Annotated in this window: 15 protein-coding genes and 1 pseudogene; 13 read left to right on the plus strand and 3 right to left on the minus strand. The window is 69.3% G+C overall.

The genetic code is table 11. From position 1 onward, the window contains the following. Nucleotides 1–64 precede the first annotated feature (64 nt). Genes glmS through FOE78_RS06440 form a run of 5 tightly spaced genes read left to right on the plus strand, consistent with a single transcriptional unit; the run spans nt 65 to nt 6,217 of the window. Entirely contained in the window at nt 65–1,936 is a 1,872-nt protein-coding gene (gene glmS, locus FOE78_RS06420) for a glutamine--fructose-6-phosphate transaminase (isomerizing) (RefSeq protein WP_143985558.1), read from the plus strand. A gap of 34 nt (nt 1,937–1,970) precedes the next feature. Continuing rightward, nucleotides 1,971–2,321, plus strand: a complete 351-nt coding sequence (locus tag FOE78_RS06425) for a holo-ACP synthase (RefSeq protein WP_143985559.1) — start codon at nt 1,971–1,973, stop codon at nt 2,319–2,321. 31 nt (nt 2,322–2,352) lie between these two features. Further along, nucleotides 2,353–3,846: a bifunctional ADP-dependent NAD(P)H-hydrate dehydratase/NAD(P)H-hydrate epimerase gene (locus tag FOE78_RS06430; RefSeq protein WP_143985560.1), complete on the plus strand. Its 1,494-nt coding sequence runs from the start codon at nt 2,353–2,355 to the stop codon at nt 3,844–3,846. Next, on the plus strand, nt 3,843–5,027 hold the full coding sequence (alr, locus tag FOE78_RS06435) for an alanine racemase (RefSeq protein WP_143985561.1): 1,185 nt from the start codon (nt 3,843–3,845) through the stop codon (nt 5,025–5,027). The genes FOE78_RS06430 and alr overlap by 4 nt, the downstream gene beginning before the upstream one ends. Further along, nucleotides 5,024–6,217, plus strand: a complete 1,194-nt coding sequence (locus FOE78_RS06440) for an alpha/beta fold hydrolase (protein WP_143985562.1) — start codon at nt 5,024–5,026, stop codon at nt 6,215–6,217. The genes alr and FOE78_RS06440 overlap by 4 nt, the downstream gene beginning before the upstream one ends. Here the strand turns inward: FOE78_RS06440 and FOE78_RS06445 are convergent, their stop codons facing one another. Then, nucleotides 6,218–7,069, minus strand: a complete 852-nt coding sequence (locus tag FOE78_RS06445) for an NAD(P)H-binding protein (RefSeq protein WP_143985563.1) — start codon at nt 7,067–7,069, stop codon at nt 6,218–6,220. It abuts the gene before it with no gap. A 71-nt stretch (nt 7,070–7,140) separates the two neighbouring features. Here FOE78_RS06445 and FOE78_RS06450 point away from each other — a divergent pair, with 71 nt between their 5' ends. The 6 genes and pseudogenes from FOE78_RS06450 to tsaD form a co-directional block, all read left to right on the plus strand. Further along, nucleotides 7,141–7,536, plus strand: coding sequence for a winged helix-turn-helix transcriptional regulator (locus tag FOE78_RS06450; RefSeq protein WP_143985564.1), 396 nt, complete (start codon nt 7,141–7,143; stop codon nt 7,534–7,536). Nucleotides 7,537–8,534: 998 nt separating this feature from the next. Further along, nucleotides 8,535–10,865, plus strand: coding sequence for a DEAD/DEAH box helicase (locus FOE78_RS06455; protein WP_143985565.1), 2,331 nt, complete (start codon nt 8,535–8,537; stop codon nt 10,863–10,865). Then, entirely contained in the window at nt 10,862–11,839 is a 978-nt protein-coding gene (gene tsaE / locus FOE78_RS24540) for a tRNA (adenosine(37)-N6)-threonylcarbamoyltransferase complex ATPase subunit type 1 TsaE (RefSeq protein WP_323125714.1), read from the plus strand. The genes FOE78_RS06455 and tsaE overlap by 4 nt, the downstream gene beginning before the upstream one ends. Further along, nucleotides 11,832–12,488, plus strand: a complete 657-nt coding sequence (tsaB, locus tag FOE78_RS06465) for a tRNA (adenosine(37)-N6)-threonylcarbamoyltransferase complex dimerization subunit type 1 TsaB (protein WP_143985566.1) — start codon at nt 11,832–11,834, stop codon at nt 12,486–12,488. Before tsaE ends, tsaB begins: the two co-directional genes overlap by 8 nt. Before the next feature lie 26 nt (nt 12,489–12,514). After that, nucleotides 12,515–13,012, plus strand: a complete 498-nt coding sequence (locus FOE78_RS06470; protein ID WP_168207409.1) for a GNAT family N-acetyltransferase — start codon at nt 12,515–12,517, stop codon at nt 13,010–13,012. Next, a pseudogene (tsaD, locus tag FOE78_RS06475) lies at nt 13,009–14,067 on the plus strand (tRNA (adenosine(37)-N6)-threonylcarbamoyltransferase complex transferase subunit TsaD); the annotation flags it as partial. The gene FOE78_RS06470 and the pseudogene tsaD, both read left to right, overlap by 4 nt. A gap of 128 nt (nt 14,068–14,195) precedes the next feature. On the opposite strand, the gene FOE78_RS06480 reads toward tsaD, so the two are convergent. Further along, nucleotides 14,196–15,353 (minus strand): MFS transporter, encoded by a 1,158-nt coding sequence (locus FOE78_RS06480; RefSeq protein WP_210414847.1) that lies wholly within the window; start codon nt 15,351–15,353, stop codon nt 14,196–14,198. A gap of 298 nt (nt 15,354–15,651) precedes the next feature. Here FOE78_RS06480 and FOE78_RS06485 point away from each other — a divergent pair, with 298 nt between their 5' ends. Continuing rightward, on the plus strand, nt 15,652–16,941 hold the full coding sequence (locus FOE78_RS06485; protein WP_210414848.1) for a cytochrome P450: 1,290 nt from the start codon (nt 15,652–15,654) through the stop codon (nt 16,939–16,941). A gap of 96 nt (nt 16,942–17,037) precedes the next feature. Further along, complete coding sequence (locus FOE78_RS06490; protein WP_228266081.1) at nt 17,038–18,210, plus strand: class I SAM-dependent methyltransferase; 1,173 nt, start codon at nt 17,038–17,040, stop codon at nt 18,208–18,210. Here the strand turns inward: FOE78_RS06490 and sppA are convergent, their stop codons facing one another. Next, a complete protein-coding gene (gene sppA, locus FOE78_RS06495) occupies nt 18,211–19,890 on the minus strand; it encodes a signal peptide peptidase SppA (RefSeq protein WP_143985570.1) in 1,680 nt (559 codons plus the stop codon). Nucleotides 19,891–19,993: the final 103 nt, after the last annotated feature.

The following is a 19,993-nucleotide window of genomic DNA, read 5'->3' on the forward strand; positions in this document are numbered from 1 at the left end:
TGCGGTTGCTGGTGCGCCGGGCGGATCCGTCGAACGCGGCCTGCCGACGGTAGCCTGACCGACCATGTGCGGGATCGTCGGATATGTGGGCGCGGGTTCGGCCGCGGAAGTGATCGTGGCCGGGCTGAAACGGCTGGAGTACCGCGGCTACGACTCGGCCGGGGTGGCCGTGGTGACCGGTCAGCCGGCCGACGGTGCGCCGGGGCCGCGGCGGATCGCGACGGCGAAGAAGGCCGGCAAGATCGCCAACCTGGTCGAGCTGCTGGACGCCGAGCCGCTGCCGAAGGACGGCGTCGGCATCGGGCACACCCGGTGGGCGACCCACGGCGTACCCAACGACCGCAACGCACACCCGCATCTCTCGTACGACGGTCGGGTCGCGGTCGTGCACAACGGCATCATCGAGAACTTCGCCGCGCTCCGCGCCGAGCTGCAGGCAGCCGGCATCGAGCCGGTCTCCGACACCGACACCGAGGTGGTCGCCCACCTGCTGGCACAGCAGCTGGCCGACGGGCAGCAGCTGGCCGCGGCGATGCGTACGGTGTGCAACCGGCTGGCCGGCGCCTTCACCCTGGTCGCGATCGATCGGGACGATCCGGAGGTGGTGGTCGGCGCCCGCCGCAACTCACCGCTGGTGGTCGGCGTCGGCGACGGCGCCAACTACCTCGGTTCGGATGTGGCCGCCTTCATCGAACACACCCGGGAGGCGATCGAGCTCGGGCAGGACCAGGTGGTCGAGATCCGTGCCGACCGGGTGGACGTGACCGGCTTCGACGGACGTCCGGCGGAGGTCCGTCGCTACCACGTGGACTGGGACCTGTCGGCGGCCGAGAAGGACGGCTTCGACTGGTTCATGCGCAAGGAGATCTACGAGCAGCCGAAGGCGATCGGCGACACTCTGCTCGGCCGCTACGACACCGACGGGGCGCTCCGGCTGGACGAGCTGCGGATGTCGGAGGCCGAGCTGCGGCGGATCGACAAGATCATCATCGTGGCCTGCGGCACCGCCTTCTATGCCGGCCTGGTCGCCAAGTACGCGATCGAGCACTGGACCCGGATCGCCTGTGAGGTCGAGCTGGCGCACGAATTCCGCTACCGCGACCCGATCGTCAACCCGAACACCCTGGTGGTCTGCATCAGTCAGTCCGGGGAGACCGCCGACTCGCTGATGGCCGTACGACATGCGGCCGAACAGGGCGCCAAGGTGCTGGCCATCTGCAACACCAACGGCTCCACCATTCCGCGCGAGTCGGACGCGGTGATCTACACCCACGCCGGACCGGAGATCGGGGTCGCCTCGACCAAGGGTTTCACCACCCAACTGGTCGCCTGCTATCTGCTCGGGCTCTATCTGGCGCAGGTCCGCGGCACCCTGTTCGGCGACGAGATCGCCCGGCTGATGGCCGAACTGGAGGAGATGCCGGCAACGCTGCAGCGGGTGCTGGACGAATCCGAACCGGTGCTCAAGCTGGCCGGCGACTTCGCCGAGCAGCCGTCGGTGCTGTTCCTGGGCAGGCACGTCGGCTATCCGGTGGCGTTGGAGGGCGCGCTCAAGCTGAAGGAGCTCGCCTACATCCATGCCGAAGGATTCGCGGCCGGGGAGCTCAAACACGGTCCGATCGCGCTGGTCGACGACGGGCTGCCGGTGTTCGTGGTGGTGCCGCCGAAGGGGCGGGACATGTTGCACGACAAGGTGGTCTCCAACATCGCCGAGATCCGCGCCCGCGGTGCGCTGACGGTGGTGCTGGCCGAGGAGGACGATCCGGAGATCGAGCCGTTGGCCGACGTCTGGATCCGGCTGCCGAAGGTCTCCACCCTGCTGCAGCCGGTGCTGGCCACCGTGCCGCTGCAGCTCTTCGCCTGTGAGTTGGCGACCCGCAAGGGTCACGATGTCGATCAGCCGCGGAACCTGGCAAAGTCGGTCACGGTGGAATGAGTTCGGTCACGGTGGAGTGAGCAGGAGGGCGGCCATGATCATCGGGGTTGGCATCGATGTGTGTGAGATCGCCCGCTTCGCGGAGACGATCGAACGCCGGCCCGGCCTGGTGAAGCGGCTGTTCACCAGCACCGAGGCGACCAAGCCGATGGCCTCCCTGGCCGCCCGGTTCGCGGCGAAGGAGGCGCTGGCCAAGGCGCTCGGCGCGCCGAGCGGTCTGTCCTGGCTGGACGCCGAGATCGAGACCGACGAGGTCGGCAAGCCCTCCTTCCGAGTACGAGGAACCGTCGCCGCCCGCGCCGCCGCCCTCGGCGTGGCCAACATCCACGTGTCGTTGTCGCACGACGCCGGGATAGCCTCGGCGTTCGTGATCTGCGAGGCCTGAGCACCATGATCACTGCCAAGGAGCCGCCATCATGCTGACCGCCTACCCGGTGCATGACATCCGGCGACTGGAAACGGCGGCGATCGACGCCGACCCGGCGCAGGACCTGATGCAACAGGCGGCCGGCGCGGTGGCGGCGGTGGCCGCCGAGGAGCTGGCCCGCCGTCGCGGACGGGTCTACGGCGCCCGGGTGTTGATCTTGGTCGGTGGCGGCAACAACGGTGGGGACGCGTTGTTCGCCGGTGCCCGGCTGGCTCGCCGCGGCGCTCGGGTGATCGCCCTGGGTCTGCTCGGCACCCCGCATCCCGGGGGCCTTGCCGCACTGCTGGCTGCCGGTGGCCGGCTGCTCGATCAAGATCAACTCGGGCAAGTTGATCTTGACGGGTTCGATCTCGGGTTGGACGGTGTGCTCGGCATCGGCGGCCGACCGGGATTGCCCGACCAGGTGGCCGAGATCGCCCGCAGGTTGGACGAGTGCGACGTGCCGGTGGTCGCCGTCGATCTTCCGTCCGGGGTGGACGCCGACACCGGCGCCGTGCCGTCGGCTGCCGTTCGGGCAACGGTCACGGTGAGCTTCGGTGCGGCCAAGCTGTGCGAGGTGATCGAACCGGCGAAGGGGAACTGCGGCCGGATCGTCCGTATTGATCTTGGTTTCCGGCCGGACAACGCGGTCACCGCGATCGACGTACTGGATGAAGTTGATCTTGCCCGGCGCTGGCCCTATCCGGACGCCCGGAGCAGCAAGTACACCCGGGGCGTGGTCGGCATCGATGCGGGGTCGACGCAGTATCCGGGTGCGGGCATCCTGGCCACCCACGGTGCGGTCTTCTCGGGTGCCGGAATGGTGCGATTCCACGGCGGCGAGGAGGCGCGCCGGGTGCTCACCGGTGCGCTGCCCAATGTGGTGTACGCCGAGGGTCGGGTGCAGGCGATGTTGTACGGCTCCGGCTGGGGGGATCGCAGTGACGGGGCCGAGGTGATCTCCCGCGGACTGGACAGCGGGCTGCCGGGTGTCGTGGACGCCGATGGGCTGCAACGCTTACCCAGCAGGGGAATGTCCGCGGACTGGCTGCTCACCCCGCACGCCGGCGAGCTGGCCCGGCTGCTCGGTTGCGACCGGTCCGAGGTCGAGGCCGATCCGCTGACGGCCGCGCATCGCGGCGCCGACCGGACCGGCGCAACCGTGCTGCTGAAGGGATCCACCCAGATCGTCGCGCAACCGGGACGTCGATCGGCGCTGATCGCCGTCGGCGGACCGGCCTGGACGGCGCAGGCCGGCTCGGGCGACGTACTGGCCGGGATCTGTACGACGCTGCTGGCCGCCGGCGTGCCGGCGCAGCTGGCCGGGGCCCTGGCCGCGTCGGTGCAGGCCGTGGCCGCCGCGTCGTTGCCGGGCCCGGTGCCGCCGCAGCGCCTGGCCGAGCAGGTGGCGATCGTGCTGGGCCGTCTGCAGCCGCAACCGCCGTACGAAGTTGATCATGAAATCGGTCGGTCCGGTGATGATCATGGGGCCGGGCGTCGATGACCTCCGATCGGACCGCGGGGATCGCCGCCCGGACAGCCAGTGCGGAGGTTGATCTCGCTGCCTTCCGGCGCAACGTTCGCCGGCTTCATGATCACGTCGGAGACGTGTCGATCATGGTTGTGGTCAAGGCCGACGGGTACGGCCACGGCATGATCAACTGTGCTGCCGCAGCCCGGGCCGCGGGCGCAGCCTGGGTCGGCACCGCGACGCCGACGGAGGCGCTGGCGCTGCGCGCGTCGGGAGACCGCGGGCGGCTGCTGTGCTGGCTGTACGGTCCGGACGAGGATCTGGAACCGGTCGTCGCGGCGGACATCGACCTCACCGTGCACAGCCCGGAGCAGCTGGCCTCGGTGGTCGCCGCGGCTGCCGCGATCAAGACCACTGCGCGGGTCCAGCTCAAGGTCGACACCGGGCTGTCCCGGAACGGATCGCCGATGCGGGACTGGCCCGATCTCTGTGCCGAGGCCGCCGACGCGGAACGAGCCGGCGCCGTGGCTGTCACCGGCATCTGGTCGCACTTCGCGGCCGCCGACGAGCCCGGGCATCCGTCCGTCGCCCGGCAGCAGCAGGCCTTCGCCGAGGCGCTCACCGTTTCCCAGCAGGCCGGGCTGACGCCGGAGGTCAGGCATCTGGCCAACTCCGCGGGTGCGATCACGTTGCCCGAGGCCCGCTACGACCTGGTCCGGCTGGGCATCGGCTGCTACGGCATCGAGCCCGTTCCCGGGCAGGCCGTGGCCGCCGGGCTGGAACTCGAGCCGGTGATGACGCTGCGGGCGCAACTGGTCAACGTGAAGCCGCTCGCCGCGGGCGAGGGGGTCTCGTACGGTCACACCTGGATCGCCGACCACGACACGGTGGTCGGACTGGTGCCGTTGGGCTACGGCGACGGCATTCCGGTGCACGCCAGCAACCGGGCCGAGGTTCAGGTCGGCGGCCGCCGCGCGCCGATCCGCGGCCGGGTCTGCATGGACCAGTTCGTTGTTGATCTTGGACCGGATGCCGAGGACCAGATCGGCGACGAAGTGATCATCTTCTCCGGCGCGGACCGCGGCCCGACTGCTCAGGACTGGGCGCAGGCCTGCGACACCATCGGCTACGAGATCGTCACCAGGATCGGCGCCCGGGTGCCGCGCCGAATCGTTGCTGATCATGATCACGATCCGCAGGCAGGGAACCGATGAGCAGACGATCGGGGGTCGGCCTGGTCGCCGGCGCCGCCACCCTCGCCGTCGGCGGATTCGCGGTGGGGCTCAAACTCGAACGGGCGCTGATCGGCCGACGGCTGCGCTCCGAGCTGGCCGAGCCGCAGGAAAACTTCTTCGCGCTGCGCTCCGACGGGGTTTCCGTGCAGACCCCCGACGGCGTCCGGTTGCATGCAGAAGTCGACCCCAAGGGTCCTGAGCCCGCCGAAGGACCCCAGACGCGACCACAGGGTCCTGAGCCTGTCGAAGGACCGCAACGCAACGACCGGGGTCCTGAGCTTGTCGAAGGACCGCGACTCGGATCCGCACAGCCCACGTTGGTGTTCGTGCACGGTTACGCACTCAGCCTGGACTGCTGGCACTTCCAGCGAAAGCACTTCCGCGGCCGATATCGGATGATCTTCTACGATCAGCGATCCCACGGCCGTTCGGGGCGGTCCTCGCCGGATCGCTGCCGGATCCCGCAGTTGGCCGATGATCTTGCTCAGATCCTGCGCGAGGTCGCCGGCCCCGGTCCGGTGATCTTGATCGGTCACTCGATGGGCGGCATGACGATCATGGAACTGGCCAGGCAACACCCCGCATGGTTCACCGGTGACAACGCAGCGGTGCCGGTCGACGGGATCGGGCCGATCATCGGCGTCGGGCTGGTGTGTACGTCGGCCGACGACCTGCTCGACCCGCATCCCGTACGCGGTCTGCCGAGCCGTGCCGCCGCCCGGCTGGCCGAGCCGGCGATGGCCGCGCTGAACCGGATCCCGACGGTGGTCGAACAGACCCGGCAGGCCGGCTCGGATCTGGCCTACCTGGTGACGCGGGGGATGACCTTCCCGTCACCGGTGCCGCCGTCGTACGTGCAGTTCATGTCGGACATGCTCGGTCAGACACCACTGGAGGTCGTGGCCGACTTCTACCCGGCCTTCGCCGAACTCGACCAAGCCGCCGGCCTCGCCGTGATCAACACCGTGCCGACCGCCGTGGTCGGCGCCCGGCAGGACCTGGTCACTCCGTACCGGCACACCGGGGTGATCCTCGATCATCTTCCGGCGGCGGAGAAGTTGATCTTGGACCAGTCCGGCCACATGGCGATGATCGAGCACCACCAGAAGGTGAACACCTTCCTCGACCGTTTGATCGATCGTGCGACTCAGCACATCACGCGATCGTGATCATGAGTTCGGCGGTGTTGACCCGCCGAAGGCCGCGGTGTGCCGGCGCGCCCAATCCTGATAGCTGTGTTGGCGGCCGGTGATCTTCGGCACCGCCTCGCTGACCTGCTGCTCCAGCGGGGTCGGGCCGCCCAGGATGGCAAGCGTGCCCTCGGCCACCGGTGCCGGCATCATCCGCAGAAGTTGATCAAGCGCCTGCTCCCGGGTCAGTTCGACGAAGTCGATCGGCCGGTCGAGCGTGCGCCCGATGGCCGCAGCTTGCTGACGGGGCGTGATCGCCTCTGGGCCGGTGAGCAGGTAGGTCGCGCCGTCGTGGCCGTCCTGGGTGAGGGTGATCGCAGCCACCTCGGCAATGTCCAGTGGGTCGATCACCGGAAGCGCCACCTCGGCGAACGGTGCGAAGACGGTGCTCCGGTCGATGATCGACGGCGCCCAGCCGAGCGTGTTGCTGGCAAAGCCTGCGGGGCGCAGGATCGTGTGTTCCAGCCCTGACCGGCGTACGTCGTCTTCCAGGGCAAGCATCGCATCGTGGGACCGGCGGATACCCGCGGCCTGGGACGACAGCAGAACCACCCGACGTACTCCGGCTCGGGCAACGCGATCGAGCAGCTTCGGTCCGTCGATTGCTGAGCCGTCCCCGGGCACCACCAGGAACAGCGCGTCGGCCCGCTGCAGCACGGGCTCGAGGGAATCGGGATCGGTCAGATCTGCGACGAACGAGGTGATGCCGGGGTGGTCCGGCGGCGGGGCAGACGTACCACGGGAGACCGCGGCCACCTGGTGGCCGGAGGCTGCGACGATTTCGGTGAGATGGCGGCCGACGTTTCCGGTCGCTCCGGTGATGATGATCATGATGAGAACGCTAGAGAAGGGTCGGCAGTACGTTCCTGGTGGAAAGTGACTGTCCGAGCAGAAGGGGCGCCATGACCGAAACCATCAACCGTCCGGGATCTCCGTCGGATTACGACCCGGTGCAGGCCTGCCCGATCAGCCCCGTCGTCGATCTGGTCTTCAGCCGCTGGACCACGCCGATCCTGTGGACACTGCATCAGAACGGCCCGCTGCGATTCGTGGAGTTGGAACGACGACTGGCCACGATCACGCCGAAGGTGCTGACCTCTCGGCTCCGGCAGCTCGAGCGGGACGGTCTGGTCGAACGCCGCCAGTTTGCCGAAGTGCCGCCGCGGGTGGAGTACGAGATCTCCGAACTCGGCCGCAGCCTGGCCCCGATCTTCGCCGACCTCGGCAGTTGGTCGCAGCAGAACATGGCTCGGGTCGAAGAAGCACGCAAGGCGTACACCGGCCCGCTGCCACGCTGAGCCCGTGACCCCGACCGCGGGGCCTCAGCTTGTCGAAGGACCGATAACGCAACCCCGGGCACTGAGCTTGTCGAAGGGCCGGCAAGGCAACCCCGGGCACTGAGCTTGTCGAAGGGCCGGCAACGCAAGCCCAGGGCCCTGAGCTGGGTGCGGTCCGGTCGGGTGTTCGGTTCGCTCCGCGCAGACAACCAGTCCGCACAATGCCCTGGATCGCTTGTCTGGTTGGGAATTCTGGCTGCTGGTTCGGCCGGTCGATCGGCATCGTGCGGACGGCCAGGCCCATCCACGTCTCGCGCGGAGACCCCCGAACACCCGGCCTCGGCGCTTGGTCGGGACCGCGTTGGCCCGGACCGCTCGGGTCGACAGCGAACCCCGCTCCAGGGGTCCTGAGCCGTTCGCCGGTTGGACATCGGCAAAAACGTCGGACGGGATGGGCCGAACTCCACCGTTTCCGAGGGGTACGAGCCATCCCGTCCGACGTTGTTACCGATAGGCGCGCCGTAGCTGGTTGCCGGCGCTGCGAAATGTGCCGGCCGGAGGGCTGCGATCCCGGCCGCGGATGGTGCACCCCGCCGGCAGATCGACGCGGCCAACCGGTGAGAATGCAGGAGCAGTCGGCCAGAATGACGACTACTGGGGCGTAAGCATCTGCTCCCACATCCTTACCGTTTTGCCGCCGCCCACGTCGACGCGGCCACTCAGGAGCGACCGGGTGTCATCAGCGGCACGGTCCGGGGCAATGGCACCGATTGGGAGTGAGCGGGGCGAGCCGGTAGGATGAGTGATCGCGGCTGCCGAGGGCGGCCGGGGCCGGTGGATGCACCGATGCCCCGCATTTCCTTCACTTTCTGTCCACCCGAAACCGAACGGGCCGAGGCGTGCCTACGCCGGGACTGCAGCCACGACTCAATGATGCGTGCGTCCACTCACGAGGCCGGAAGCCTCCTCGGGCGCGTGCGCCCGATCGCCGGTGAGCCACCGGCGCAGAAGAGAGATGCATGTCTGCAGCAGCACCTGCCGGAAAGTCGGCGGGCCAGAAGTCCAGCAAGTCCACCAGCAACAAGCCCGGCAAGCACCAGCGATCGAACCCTTCCTCGAAGAAGCATCGCTGGACCGCCGCCGAGCGGGCGGCGAAGGGCCGCAAGCCGCGCCGCCGTGGCGGAGCCGACGAGGTCGGATCCGGCCGGGCCTTGGAATACGCCGCTCCACGCAATCGCGAGGAGCGCCGGGCCGCCGAACGGGCCGAGAACTTCCGCACCCAGCGTGACGACCGCCGCTCCTACGACCGCGGCGATCGCACCCGCTACGAGCGGGATGACCGTCCTCGGTTCAACCGGGACGACCGCGACCGTAACGATCGCGCCCGCTACGATCGCGACGACCGGCGTTCATTCGGGCGGGACGAGCGCCGTCCGTTCAACCGGGATGATCGTGCCCGCAACGATCGTGACGACCGTCGCTGGAATCGTGACGATCGCCCGTACAACCGCGACGATCGCGGTGGCAACGATCGGGACGACCGCCGTTCCTTCCAGCGGGACGACCGCCGCCCGTACGATCGAGACGACCGCCGTTCCTTCCAGCGGGACGACCGCCGCCCGTACGATCGAGACGACCGCAACCGCAGAAATAGCCGCTCGAACAGCCGCGACGACCGCACGTACGATCGGGACAACCGTCGCTCCTTCGATCGGTCCGACCGTGATCGGAGCGAGCGGGCCCGCTTCGACGACCGGCGGACGAACCAGCGCAACGATCGCGACCGCCTTGAGCGCAGCGATCGCGGCTCGTACGCCGGCGACCGCCGATCCTTCGACCGCACTGATCGGGTGCGCAGCGATCAAGATCGTCAGACCGATGATCGCACCCGTCGTACGCCGGTAGAGCCCACGCTCGCAAGCCAAGCACCGGCGGCGACCGAAGCACCGGCACCGGACGCGGCGACGTCGCTGACCACGGCCGACGCGGTCGGTTTCGCAGAATTGGGTGTCGCCCAACCGCTGGTCGATCGGCTCGGCGCCGACGGCATCGTCGCCGCGTTCCCGATCCAGGCCGCCTCGATCCCGGACGCCGTGGCCGGCCGCGACGTGCTCGGCCGGGGGCGTACGGGGTCGGGCAAGACGCTCGGCTTCGGCCTGCCGATGCTGACCCGGCTGGCCGCCGGTGAGCGTCCCGGCCGTGACCCGCGCGGCCTGATCCTGCTGCCCACCCGCGAGTTGGCCACCCAGGTCTCCGACGTGCTGGCGCCGCTGGCGCGCACCGTCGGATTGCGGACTCAGCTGGTGGCCGGCGGCATGTCCTACGGCCCGCAACTGAACGGCCTGGACAAGGGCGTCGACATCGTCATCGGCACCCCCGGCCGGCTGATCGACCTGATGGATCGCGCCGCCCTGCTGCTCGGTTCGGTCGAGATCACCGTGCTGGACGAGGCCGATCACATGGCCGACCTCGGCTTCCTGCCCGACGTCACCACGCTGCTGGACGCCGTTCCGGCCGACGGCCAGCGGATGCTGTTCTCGGCCACCCTGGACCGCGGCATCGACCGGCTGGTCGAACGCTACCTGAGCGATCCGAGCACCCACGAGGTGGACAGCGCCCAGGCCTCGGTGGACACGATGGCGCACTACCTGCTGCCGGTCGCACCGGCGGACAAGCGTCCGATCACCGCCGAGATCGCCAATCGGGACGGCCGGACGGTGATCTTCGTCCGGACCCAGCTCGGCGCCGACCGGGTCGCCGAACAGCTCCGCGACGCCGGGGTGATGGCCGGCGCCTTGCACGGCGGTCTGCCGCAGGGCGCCCGGAATCGGACCCTGGAGGCGTTCAAGACCGGCAGCCTGCCGGTGCTGGTGGCCACCGACGTGGCCGCTCGCGGTATCCATGTGGACGAGGTCGGGCTGGTTCTCCAGGTCGATCCGCCGACCGATTCGAAGACCTACCTGCACCGGGCCGGGCGAACGGCCCGCGCGGGACAGACCGGCGTGGTGGTCACCCTGGTACTGCCCAACCAGCGTGGCCAGGTACGCCGGCTGGCCAAGGACGCCGGCGTCGCCGCGACCCAGCTGGACGCCCGGCCGGGCGATGCTGCCCTGGGCGAGGCGACCGGCGCCGTACCGACCGACGGGCCGCGGATCGGCGAACGTGACTACGCCAAGCTGATCGCTCCCCGCCAGCCGGTACGTTCCGGCCGTGGCCCGCGTCGTGGTCCCGGCCGGGGCCCGCGCGACGATCGGCGTTCCCGGGACGATCGTTACGGCCCGCGTTCGGACCGGGGACGGCGAAACGGTTCGGGACGCCGAGAGCAGGCCGCTTACCATAGCGGGCGATGAACCTCAGCGATTCGACTCCGATCTACCACCGCGCCCATGCCGAGCACGCCGCCGGCATGGTCGAGGTCATCCACGCCGCGTTCGGCGCGCGTCCGCCTCTGGACCCGCCGTCCACGGCCGACAGCGAGACGCCCGAGTCGGTGGCCGCGGCGCTGGCCACCGGCACCGGTGTCTACGCCACGGTCGGTGATCGCCCTGCCGGCGCGATCATCATCGAGCCGGGCGATGACCGCGTGGCGACGCTGCGTCGGGTGTCGGTGCATCCGGACTTCCAGCGGCACGGCATCGCCTCGACCATGGTGGAGGAGTGCAAGCTGCTGGCCGCCGAGCTCGGCTGCATCCGGGTCGAGTTGCTGGCCCGCAAGGAGTTCCCGGAGCTGATCACCTATTGGCGACATCGCGGTTTCACCGTGGTGCGCGAGGTGCCGCACGGTGTCGTCCTCGGCCGGCCGCTGCCGCGTCGGGTGCTGGTGCCGACGACCGACGACATGCACGCCCTCGGCGCCCGGATCGCCGACCGACTGCAGGCCGGCGACGTGATCATCGCCACCGGTGATCTCGGTGCCGGCAAGACCACCCTGACCCAGGGGATCGGCCGCGGGCTGGGCGCTGCCGGGCAGATCATCTCGCCGACCTTCGTGTTGTCCCGCATCCACCAGTCGTCCACCGGCCGGCCGGATCTGGTGCATGTCGACGCCTATCGGCTGTCCAGCGCGGCCGAGCTCGATGATCTTGATCTGCTGGAGTCGCTGGAAGGATCGGTGACTGTGGTGGAGTGGGGCGAAGGAATCGCCGAGAGTCTGAATCCCGAACGGTTGGAGATCATGGTGCTGCGCAGCGCCGATCCGACCGACGACACCCGGACCGTGCTGCTCGCCGGCGTCGGTGATCGGTGGACCGAGGCCGAGCTTGATCAACTCGTCCACCCGGGTGCGTCCGAGTCCCTGGACCAGGAGGCGGTTTCCCGTGCCTGAGCAACTGATTCTCGGCATCGACACCGCCACCGAGGTACGGGTCGGGTTGGCCGACGGCTCGCAGGTGCTGAGCTCGTTGTCGTACGAGGATCCGCGCCGGCACGTCGAACAGCTCACTCCGCTGATCGAGAAGTTGATCAAGGAATCCGGCGTGACGACAGCGCAGCTGACCAAGATCATCGTCGGGGTCGGACCGGGGCCGTACACCGGTCTGCGGGTGGGCATCGCCACAGCGAGGACGATCGGTTTCGTACTCGGCGTTCAGGTCCGTGGTGTCTGCACGCTGGACGTGCTGGCCGCGCAGTGGCTGCGTTCGGACGTGCCACCGGCCGACGACTTCCTGATCGCCACCGACGCCCGTCGCAAGGAGATCTACTGGGCTCGCTACGCCCCCGACGGCAGCAGGGTCGCCGGGCCGTCCGTCGGCAAGGCCGACGAGTTGCCACAGCTGCCCGTGGCTGGCCCGGCCACCGAGATCTATCCGGAGTTGCAGGCGTCGGCGAACGCCCCGGTGAGTCTCGACGCCGGTGTGCTCGCGCTGGTCGGATCGGAGCTGGCCGACGCCGGCATCGAACCGCTGTATCTGCGCAGTCCCGACGCCGCCCCGCCCGGCCCGCGGAAATCCGTACTTCCTCGAGTCCTTTCATGACCGACTTGTCAGAAGCTAGTTGGCCTATGGCCCAACCACGGTCTGACAACTCGGTGCGGGCAGCGACGGTTGCCGATCTGGCCGCGCTCTTGGAGTTGGAACGGGCCGGGTTTCCGGTCCTTGAGCAGTGGAGCGAGCAGAGCTGGCGTTCCGAGCTCACCGAACCGGCGCTGCAGGTCCTGATCATCGGTACCGATCCGCTGCTCGGTGCGATCGCTCTGCGGATCGCCGGCGACGACGTGGAACTCGATCGGATCGTGGTGCATCCTCGGGCGCGTCGCAGCGGCATCGCCCGTACCTTGATCAACAACGCGTTGGACGGACACCGGGCTGCGGAGAAGATGATCTTAGAAGTCTGGACCGGCAACGCCGCCGCGATCGCGCTCTATCGATCGTTCGGCTTCACCGAGTTGATCAATCGCCGCGATTACTACGGCCCCGGCCGGGACGCCGTGATCATGAGCCTGCCCATTCAAGATCATCGAAGAGTGCAAGATCATCGAGCTGGAGAGGTACGAGCGTGAGTGAACCGCTGATCCTCGGGATTGAATCCTCCTGCGACGAGACCGGCGTCGGCATCGTCCGCGGGCATGAGTTGCTGGCCAATGAGGTGGCCTCCAGCGTGGAGGAACACGTCCGCTTCGGCGGCGTGGTGCCCGAGGTCGCGAGTCGGGCCCACCTGGAGGCGATCGTGCCGACGCTGGAGCGCGCGCTGGCCACCGCCGACGTCGACCTGGCCGAGATCGACGCGATCGCGGTGACCGCGGGGCCCGGGCTGATGGGCGCGCTGGTGGTCGGCATCTCGGCGGCCAAGGCGCTGGCGCTGGCCACCGGCAAACCGCTGTACGGGGTCAATCACCTGGCCGGTCACGTCGCCGTCGACCTGCTCGAGCACGGCCCGCTGCCGCAGCCGGCCGTCGCGCTGCTGGTCTCCGGCGGACACACGTCGCTGCTGCAGGTCGACGACGTGGCGACCAAGATCATCGAGATCGGCGCCACCATCGACGACGCCGCCGGCGAGGCGTACGACAAGGTCGCACGGCTGCTCGGACTGTCCTACCCGGGCGGCCCGGTGATCGACCGAGTCGCAGGAGGAGACGGCGATCCGGCACAGGCCGGTGACCCGAAGGCGATCCGATTCCCGCGCGGCCTGACCGCGCAGAAGGACCTGGTCAAGCACCGCTTCGACTTCTCCTTCTCGGGGCTGAAGACCGCCGTCGCGCGCTGGGTCGAGTTGCGCCGCCGCGACGGTCTGGACATCCCCCTGGCAGACGTCTGCGCCAGCTTCCAGGAGGCGGTCTGCGACGTGCTCAGCGCGAAGGCCGTCGAGGCGTGTACGGCGCTGGGCTCGGAGGACCTGCTGATCGGCGGTGGGGTGGCGGCCAACGGTCGGCTCCGGGCCCTGCTGGCCGAACGCACCGAGGAACACGGCATCCGGCTGCGCCGCCCGAAGCCCGCCCTGTGCACCGACAACGGCGCGATGATCGCCGCCCTCGGCGCCGAGATGGTGCGTCGTGATCTTCGTCCCTCGGACCTCGACTTCGGCGCCGACTCCACCATGCCCGTCTCCCGCCCGCTCTGCAGATCCGGTGCGGACCCGGGTCCCACCCATCAGCCGCACCACTTACCGCACGCCGCACCGGCTGCAACCGGTGCGCTGTGCTGCACCTGGTGCGGCAGTGGTCGGGCTCCGGGTGAGCCGGGCCGTCACTGACCGCGGAAGGCCGGGCTGAAACGAATGGCGGCGGCGACGGCGGCGGTGAGGATCGGGATCACGGCCAGCGCGATCGTCAGGGTGGTCGCCTGGGCCAGGTGGCCGATGGCCGGCGGGCCGATCATGAAACCGGCCCAGCCGAGCGCCGACACGGTGGCGATCGCGGTTCCGGCGTTGCTCGCCGACAACCGTCCGGCGGCGGTGAAGGCGGCCGGCACCACTGCGGCAACGCCGGCGCCGAGCAGAGCGAATCCGATGATCGCCACGGCCGGGGTACCGATCACCAGCGCCGCCGTCATTCCCAACGTGGCAACCAGAGCCAGCACCGGCAGCACGGTCCGGACCGGCCGCCGGGACAGCACCCAGCCGCCGGACAGCCGGACCACCACCATCACCGCGGCATAGGCGGCGTAGGCCAGCCCGGCGACGCCGGGATCTGCGTGCAGGCTGTCCCGCAGATACTTGGCCGACCAGTCGGCAGCCGCGCCCTCACACAGCATGCAGGCGGTCGCGATGCCGCCGAGCAGCAAGATCATCGGCGACCAGCTGCGTCCCCGCCGCTGATGAGTCCGCGGCCCGGCGTCGCGGTCGTCGATCAAGCTCCGGGTCACCGCCGCGTTGAGCACCAGCAACACCGCCGCCATGATCATCAGCTGCGGCAGCAACCCGACGCCGGCCGCCACCGCGGCCGAACCGATCATCGCGCCGCCGAGCGCTCCGATGCTCCACGCGCCGTGGAACCCGGACATGATCGGCCGACTCATCGAGCGTTCGATCGTCACGCCCTGGGTGTTCATCGCGACACCGAGCGAGCCCTGGAAGAAGCCGCAGAGTGCCAGGGCGAGGAACAGCGTCACCGTCCCTCCAGCCAACCCGATCCCACAGCAGGCGAGCAGATAACCGACGATCGCGATCCGTACCAGGATGGGGCTGCCCACTCGGGGCAGCAGCCGCCCGGTGAGCGGCATCGACAACACCGAGCCGACCGGCGCCCCGAGCAGTGCGGTGCCGAGGGCGGCGTTGTCCAAGCCGAGATCGGCAGCGACGGCGGGGATGTGGGCCGTCCACGAGGCGAACGGGAGCGCCTGGGTGCCGAACGCGATCGTCACGGCCAACCGGGCGCGCCGATCGGTGACCCTAGTCGCTGCCACTCGCTGCGGCTCCGCGTCAGTCATCGGTCATCCCCACGCCGAGCACGCTATCGGTCCCTCACAACCGCCGGCGCGGACGTCGCTGCCCCGAATCCTGGGAATGCGGATGCAGCCGGCGAATATCGGCCCCACGTGGACGTTTCGTCCGACTGCGTCCGCATTTCCAGGGTTCCGCGTGCCGGCCTGGGTTGTTGCTGAGTTGTCGTCTCGGATCGACATGACATCTGTGGGGTTGTCTGGACCCAGGATCGGGTCAGGATGGACCTCGTACCGCAGCCAGGGGAGTGAGGACGGATCGATGCCGATCGAACAGCAAGAGCTGATGGCGATTAAACGGCGAAAGCTGATGCCGATCAAGAAGCAGGAGCTTCAGTTCATCAAGGAGTTGTACGGGACCAAGGCCAGGCTGCTCTGGTCCGGCTATCTGAGGCGCGACCCGGTGGCGCGGCTGCAACTCGAACCGGGCCGGCTCGACCCCTATCCGCTGTACGAGCAGATCCGCTCCCGGGGCCGCGTGTCCAGGACGCCGTTCGGGCACTTCGTCACAGTTGATCATGAAATCTGCAACGAGGTGCTGCGCTCGCGCGACTTCGGCGTCGGCGAGGACGCCCGGGACAAGAGCCTGTCCCTGCTGGACCTGAACCCGCCGGACCACACTCGGTTGCGCCGACTGGTCGCACCCGACTTCAGCGTCCGCACCATCGGCCGCTACACGCCGCGGATCGAGGCCGTGCTGCAGAACTTGATCAAGGACGTACCTCGGGACGATCCGTTCGATCTGGTGTCGGTGGTGGCCGCGCCGCTGCCGATCGCCGTGATCGCCGACCTGCTCGGCATCCCCGATGCCGACGCCGACGAGTTCGCCCGGCACGGCACCGAGTTCGGCAGTGCGCTCGGCGGCATCCAGTCCCTGGCGCATGCGCAGCGGCTGGCCGCCACCCGCAAACGCCTGGCAGAGATCTTCGCCGGCATCTTCGAGTTGCGACGCAAGGAACCCACCGACGACGTGGTCAGCCGGATCGTCAACTCCGACGGCACCGTACGGCCGGAGGAGATGGTCCCGCTGTGCACGCTGCTGCTGATCGCCGGCTTCGAGACCACGGTCAACCTGATCGGCAACACGGTGCTGGCCCTGCTGTCGAATCCCGACCAGTGGCGAATGCTGGTCGAACAGCCCGAGCTGGCCGAGCGGGCCATCGAAGAAGGCCTGCGGTACGACTCGCCGGTGCAGCGGACCGGCCGGCTCGCGACGGCCGACACCGAGGTCGCCGGGGTGCCGTTCAAACAGGGGGACTGGATCATGACCGCGATCGGCGGCGCGAACCGCGACCCAGCGGTGTTCACCGACCCGGCCCGATACGACCTGCATCGGGACAACGCCGAAGATCATCTGTCCTTCTCCGGCGGCGTGCATTACTGCCTGGGCGCGGCCCTGGCTCGGCTCGAGGCCGGCATCGCGCTGCGCACCATCGTCACCGAATTCCCCGAGCTCGCCCTGGCCGGCCCGCGCGAACGCCGCCCCGGCAGCCTGATCCGCGGCATGCAGCACTTCCCGGTCCGCGCCCCGCGCAGCGCCGTGATGGTGTGATCGCAGCGTGGATTGTCCCCGCGAGTCTCGCCGTCAGGCCAGATCGCGGCAGCGGCACCCATCCCGACCGCGAAGAGGGCCAGTAACGTCGGCCTGGTGCTGCCCGAACCACTGACCGCCGAGGCTATGGCCGACGCCGAGGCCGAGGTCGACCCGGCGTCACTTGCGGCGGCCCAGCGGCTGCGCCGCAAGCACAGCCCCGGGGTTGCGGCTGCCGCGCTCGACCAGGTGGTGCTGCGGCGGCGGGCGATCGCCAAGTTCGGCGACCGGGCGGCGGCGATGTTCTTCACCCGGGACGGTCTGGAGCAGGCGACCCGGCCGGCGGTGGCCGAATATCACGCCCGTCGGCTCGCCGCGACCGGTGCATCCCGCGTTGTTGATCTTGGTTGCGGGATCGGCACCGACGCACTCGCGTTCGCCGCGGCCGGGCTGCGGGTGGTCGCGGTCGAGATCGACGAGCACACGGCCGAGATCGCCCGCGCCAACGTCGCCGTCCATGATCAACTTCGGGGTACGGTCGAGGTGCTCACCGGCGATGCCGAGCAGCTCGCCCCGGAGTTGATCAAGGACGGCGACGCGGTCTTCCTGGATCCGGCCCGGCGGACCAGTGCCGGCCGGCTGTGGCGCACCGAGGACTTCCGGCCGTCCTGGACCTTCGTCACCGGTCTGTTGACGTCCGGCCGGCCGGTCGCCGTCAAGCTCGGGCCCGCCCTTCCACACCGGGAGATTCCGGACGCCGTCGAGGCCGAATGGCTGACCGACCACGGCGAGACCGTCGAGGTCTGCCTCCGTTCCGGGCCGGGCAGTACGCCGGATCGGCGCGCGGCGTTGATCATGCCCGACCATCGGATGATTGCGCGCCCGACCTCGACGCCGGTACGAGCACTGGGGCAGTTCCTGTACGAACCGGACGGTGCGGTGATCCGTGCCGGCGCGGTCGGCACCCTGGCCGAGGAACTGTCGGCCTGGCTGCTCGATGATCAGATCGCCTACCTCAGCGCGGAGAAGTTGATCATGACTCCGTACGCCGGCGCGTTCGAGATCATCGAGCAACTTCCGTACGCGGAGAAGGCGCTGCGACGCTGGGTACGTGATCATCACATCGGCACGTTGGAGATCAAGAAACGCGGCATCGACATCGACCCGGCGCTGCTGCGCAAACGCCTGAAACCGGCCGGCCCCGAGTCAGCGACCTTGATCATCAGCAGAACTCCGCGCGGCGCCAGGGTGCTGCACGCCCGCCGGATCGCCGCCGACGATCACGAGTGATCAGCTGAACCGGAAGCGCCACGGCAGTGAGAGCACCCCGGCCTGCTGCACACCCAGCGCCGTGGTCAACGTCTCCAGCAGTCCCGGCGGCGGCCCGCTGATCACCGCATCGGCCAGCGACTCGGTCGATTCGGCCGGCTTGAACCGAGCCAGCATCGGCAACTGCGGGAACTGCTGCACCCGGACATGATCAACATCGGTGCCGACCCGTCGGCAGGCCAACTCGACCGCGGTACGAAGTCCGCCGAGCTCGTCCACCAGGCCGCGTTCCTTGGCGTCGGCCCCGGTCCACACCCGGCCCCGGGCGACGGCCTCGAGGTCGGCGTAGTCGAGCCCGCGATCGTCGGCCGCCTTTTGGGTGAAGTCCTCGTAGACGGCGTCCAGCCAACCCTCGACGCGTGCCCACTCGTCGTCGGCGAACCGGCGATCGGAGGAGAACATGGTCGCCGAACGGCTGCCGATCGCCTCCCGAGTGACGCCGATCTTGGTCAGGGTTTCCTTGATCACCACCTTGCCGCCGAGCACCCCGATGGAGCCGGTCAGCGTGCTCGGCAGGGCGACGATCCGGTCCGCGGCCATCGACACGAAGTAGCCGCCGGAGGCCGCGAGTGCGCCCATCGACACGATCACCGGCCGGCCGGACTTCTTCACCCGCAGCACCGCATCGCGGATCGCGTCCGAGGCGACGTACGAACCGCCCGGGCTGTCGACCCGCAACACCACCGCGCGGACGGAGTCGTTGTCGGCTGCCGACCGGAGGGCGGCGGCGACAAGATCGGACCCGGCCTGCGGTCGCTGCGTCGGCAGTTGGCCGTGACCGCGGCCGGTGACGATGGCGCCGTTGACGTTGACCACGGCGATGATCGGACTGCGCCGCCGCTTGGCCATGCTGACCGCCTGCTTGGGCAGCGAACGCGCGTACCGGTGCGCGAACAGCAGCCGGAGTTGCGGTTCTTCCTGCTCGTCATCGTCACGACCTCCGTACGAGTCGCGTACCGACCGATAGACGTCGTCGCGGTAGCCGAGGTGATCGATCAGATTGCGCTGCAGCGCGTCCTCGGCGGCCAACGGAGCGACCGACATCGCCTCGGCGACCTGTTCGGGGGTGAGCAGGCGAGCCTGTGCGGTCGCGTTGATCACCTGCTCGGTGATCGAGGCGCACATCCGACCGGTCATCTCCCGATTCGGTTCACTGATCTCGGTCGCGGTGTACATCTCGGCGGCGGTCTTGTACTCCTGCCGCTGGCCGATCTGCGGCTCGGCGCCGATCTTGTCCAGAACGCCGCGAATGGTGGCGACCTCCAGCCCGATGCCCTGAAGCCCGAGCGTTCCGCTGGGCTGCATCCAGATCTCGTCGGCCACCGTCGCCAGGTAGTACGGCAGGGTGCCCGGCCCGAGCTCGCCGAAGCTCTCGCTCCAGGCGATCACCTTCTTGCCGGCGTCGCGGAAGGAACGCAGCGCGATCGCCAGTTCGTCGGCCTCTGCCGCCTTGATCATCGGCGTCAGGTGCATGATCAACGCCACCACCTCGTCGTCGCCGGCGGCATGCCGTAGGCCGGAGATGATGTGGGAGAGCCGGGGCGTGTTGCGCGCCCGCAGCGCCGTCAACGGATCCTGCGGAGTGGCGTCCTGCAGGCCGAGGCTGAGGTCGATCTCGAGGACAAGCGGCTTCTTCTCCATCCCCCGAACCTAACCGGGCACGCAACCGCAGGAACGGCCGGTCCGGCTGCCCCGGCCAAACCCGCTCCCGCGCACTTCCGGTCCTCCCGCGCATGTTGGAGCA

The sequence above is a fragment of the Microlunatus elymi genome, from assembly GCF_007362775.1.
In the GTDB taxonomy this organism is placed as follows: Bacteria; Actinomycetota; Actinomycetes; order Propionibacteriales; family Propionibacteriaceae; genus Microlunatus; species Microlunatus elymi.

Excerpts from the sequence above, each read along its gene's own strand:
- tsaE (WP_323125714.1), top strand. The coding sequence starts at position 10,862 with ATGAACCTCAGCGATTCGACTCCGATCTACCACCGCGCCCATGCCGAG.
- FOE78_RS06440 (WP_143985562.1), top strand. The coding sequence starts at position 5,024 with ATGAGCAGACGATCGGGGGTCGGCCTGGTCGCCGGCGCCGCCACCCTC.
- FOE78_RS06450 (WP_143985564.1), top strand. The coding sequence starts at position 7,141 with ATGACCGAAACCATCAACCGTCCGGGATCTCCGTCGGATTACGACCCG.
- glmS (WP_143985558.1), top strand. The coding sequence starts at position 65 with ATGTGCGGGATCGTCGGATATGTGGGCGCGGGTTCGGCCGCGGAAGTG.
- FOE78_RS06430 (WP_143985560.1), top strand. The coding sequence starts at position 2,353 with ATGCTGACCGCCTACCCGGTGCATGACATCCGGCGACTGGAAACGGCG.
- sppA (WP_143985570.1), bottom strand. The coding sequence starts at position 19,890 with ATGGAGAAGAAGCCGCTTGTCCTCGAGATCGACCTCAGCCTCGGCCTG.
- alr (WP_143985561.1), top strand. The coding sequence starts at position 3,843 with ATGACCTCCGATCGGACCGCGGGGATCGCCGCCCGGACAGCCAGTGCG.
- FOE78_RS06485 (WP_210414848.1), top strand. The coding sequence starts at position 15,652 with ATGCCGATCGAACAGCAAGAGCTGATGGCGATTAAACGGCGAAAGCTG.
- FOE78_RS06455 (WP_143985565.1), top strand. The coding sequence starts at position 8,535 with ATGTCTGCAGCAGCACCTGCCGGAAAGTCGGCGGGCCAGAAGTCCAGC.
- FOE78_RS06470 (WP_168207409.1), top strand. The coding sequence starts at position 12,515 with ATGGCCCAACCACGGTCTGACAACTCGGTGCGGGCAGCGACGGTTGCC.
- FOE78_RS06445 (WP_143985563.1), bottom strand. The coding sequence starts at position 7,069 with ATGATCATCATCACCGGAGCGACCGGAAACGTCGGCCGCCATCTCACC.
- FOE78_RS06425 (WP_143985559.1), top strand. The coding sequence starts at position 1,971 with ATGATCATCGGGGTTGGCATCGATGTGTGTGAGATCGCCCGCTTCGCG.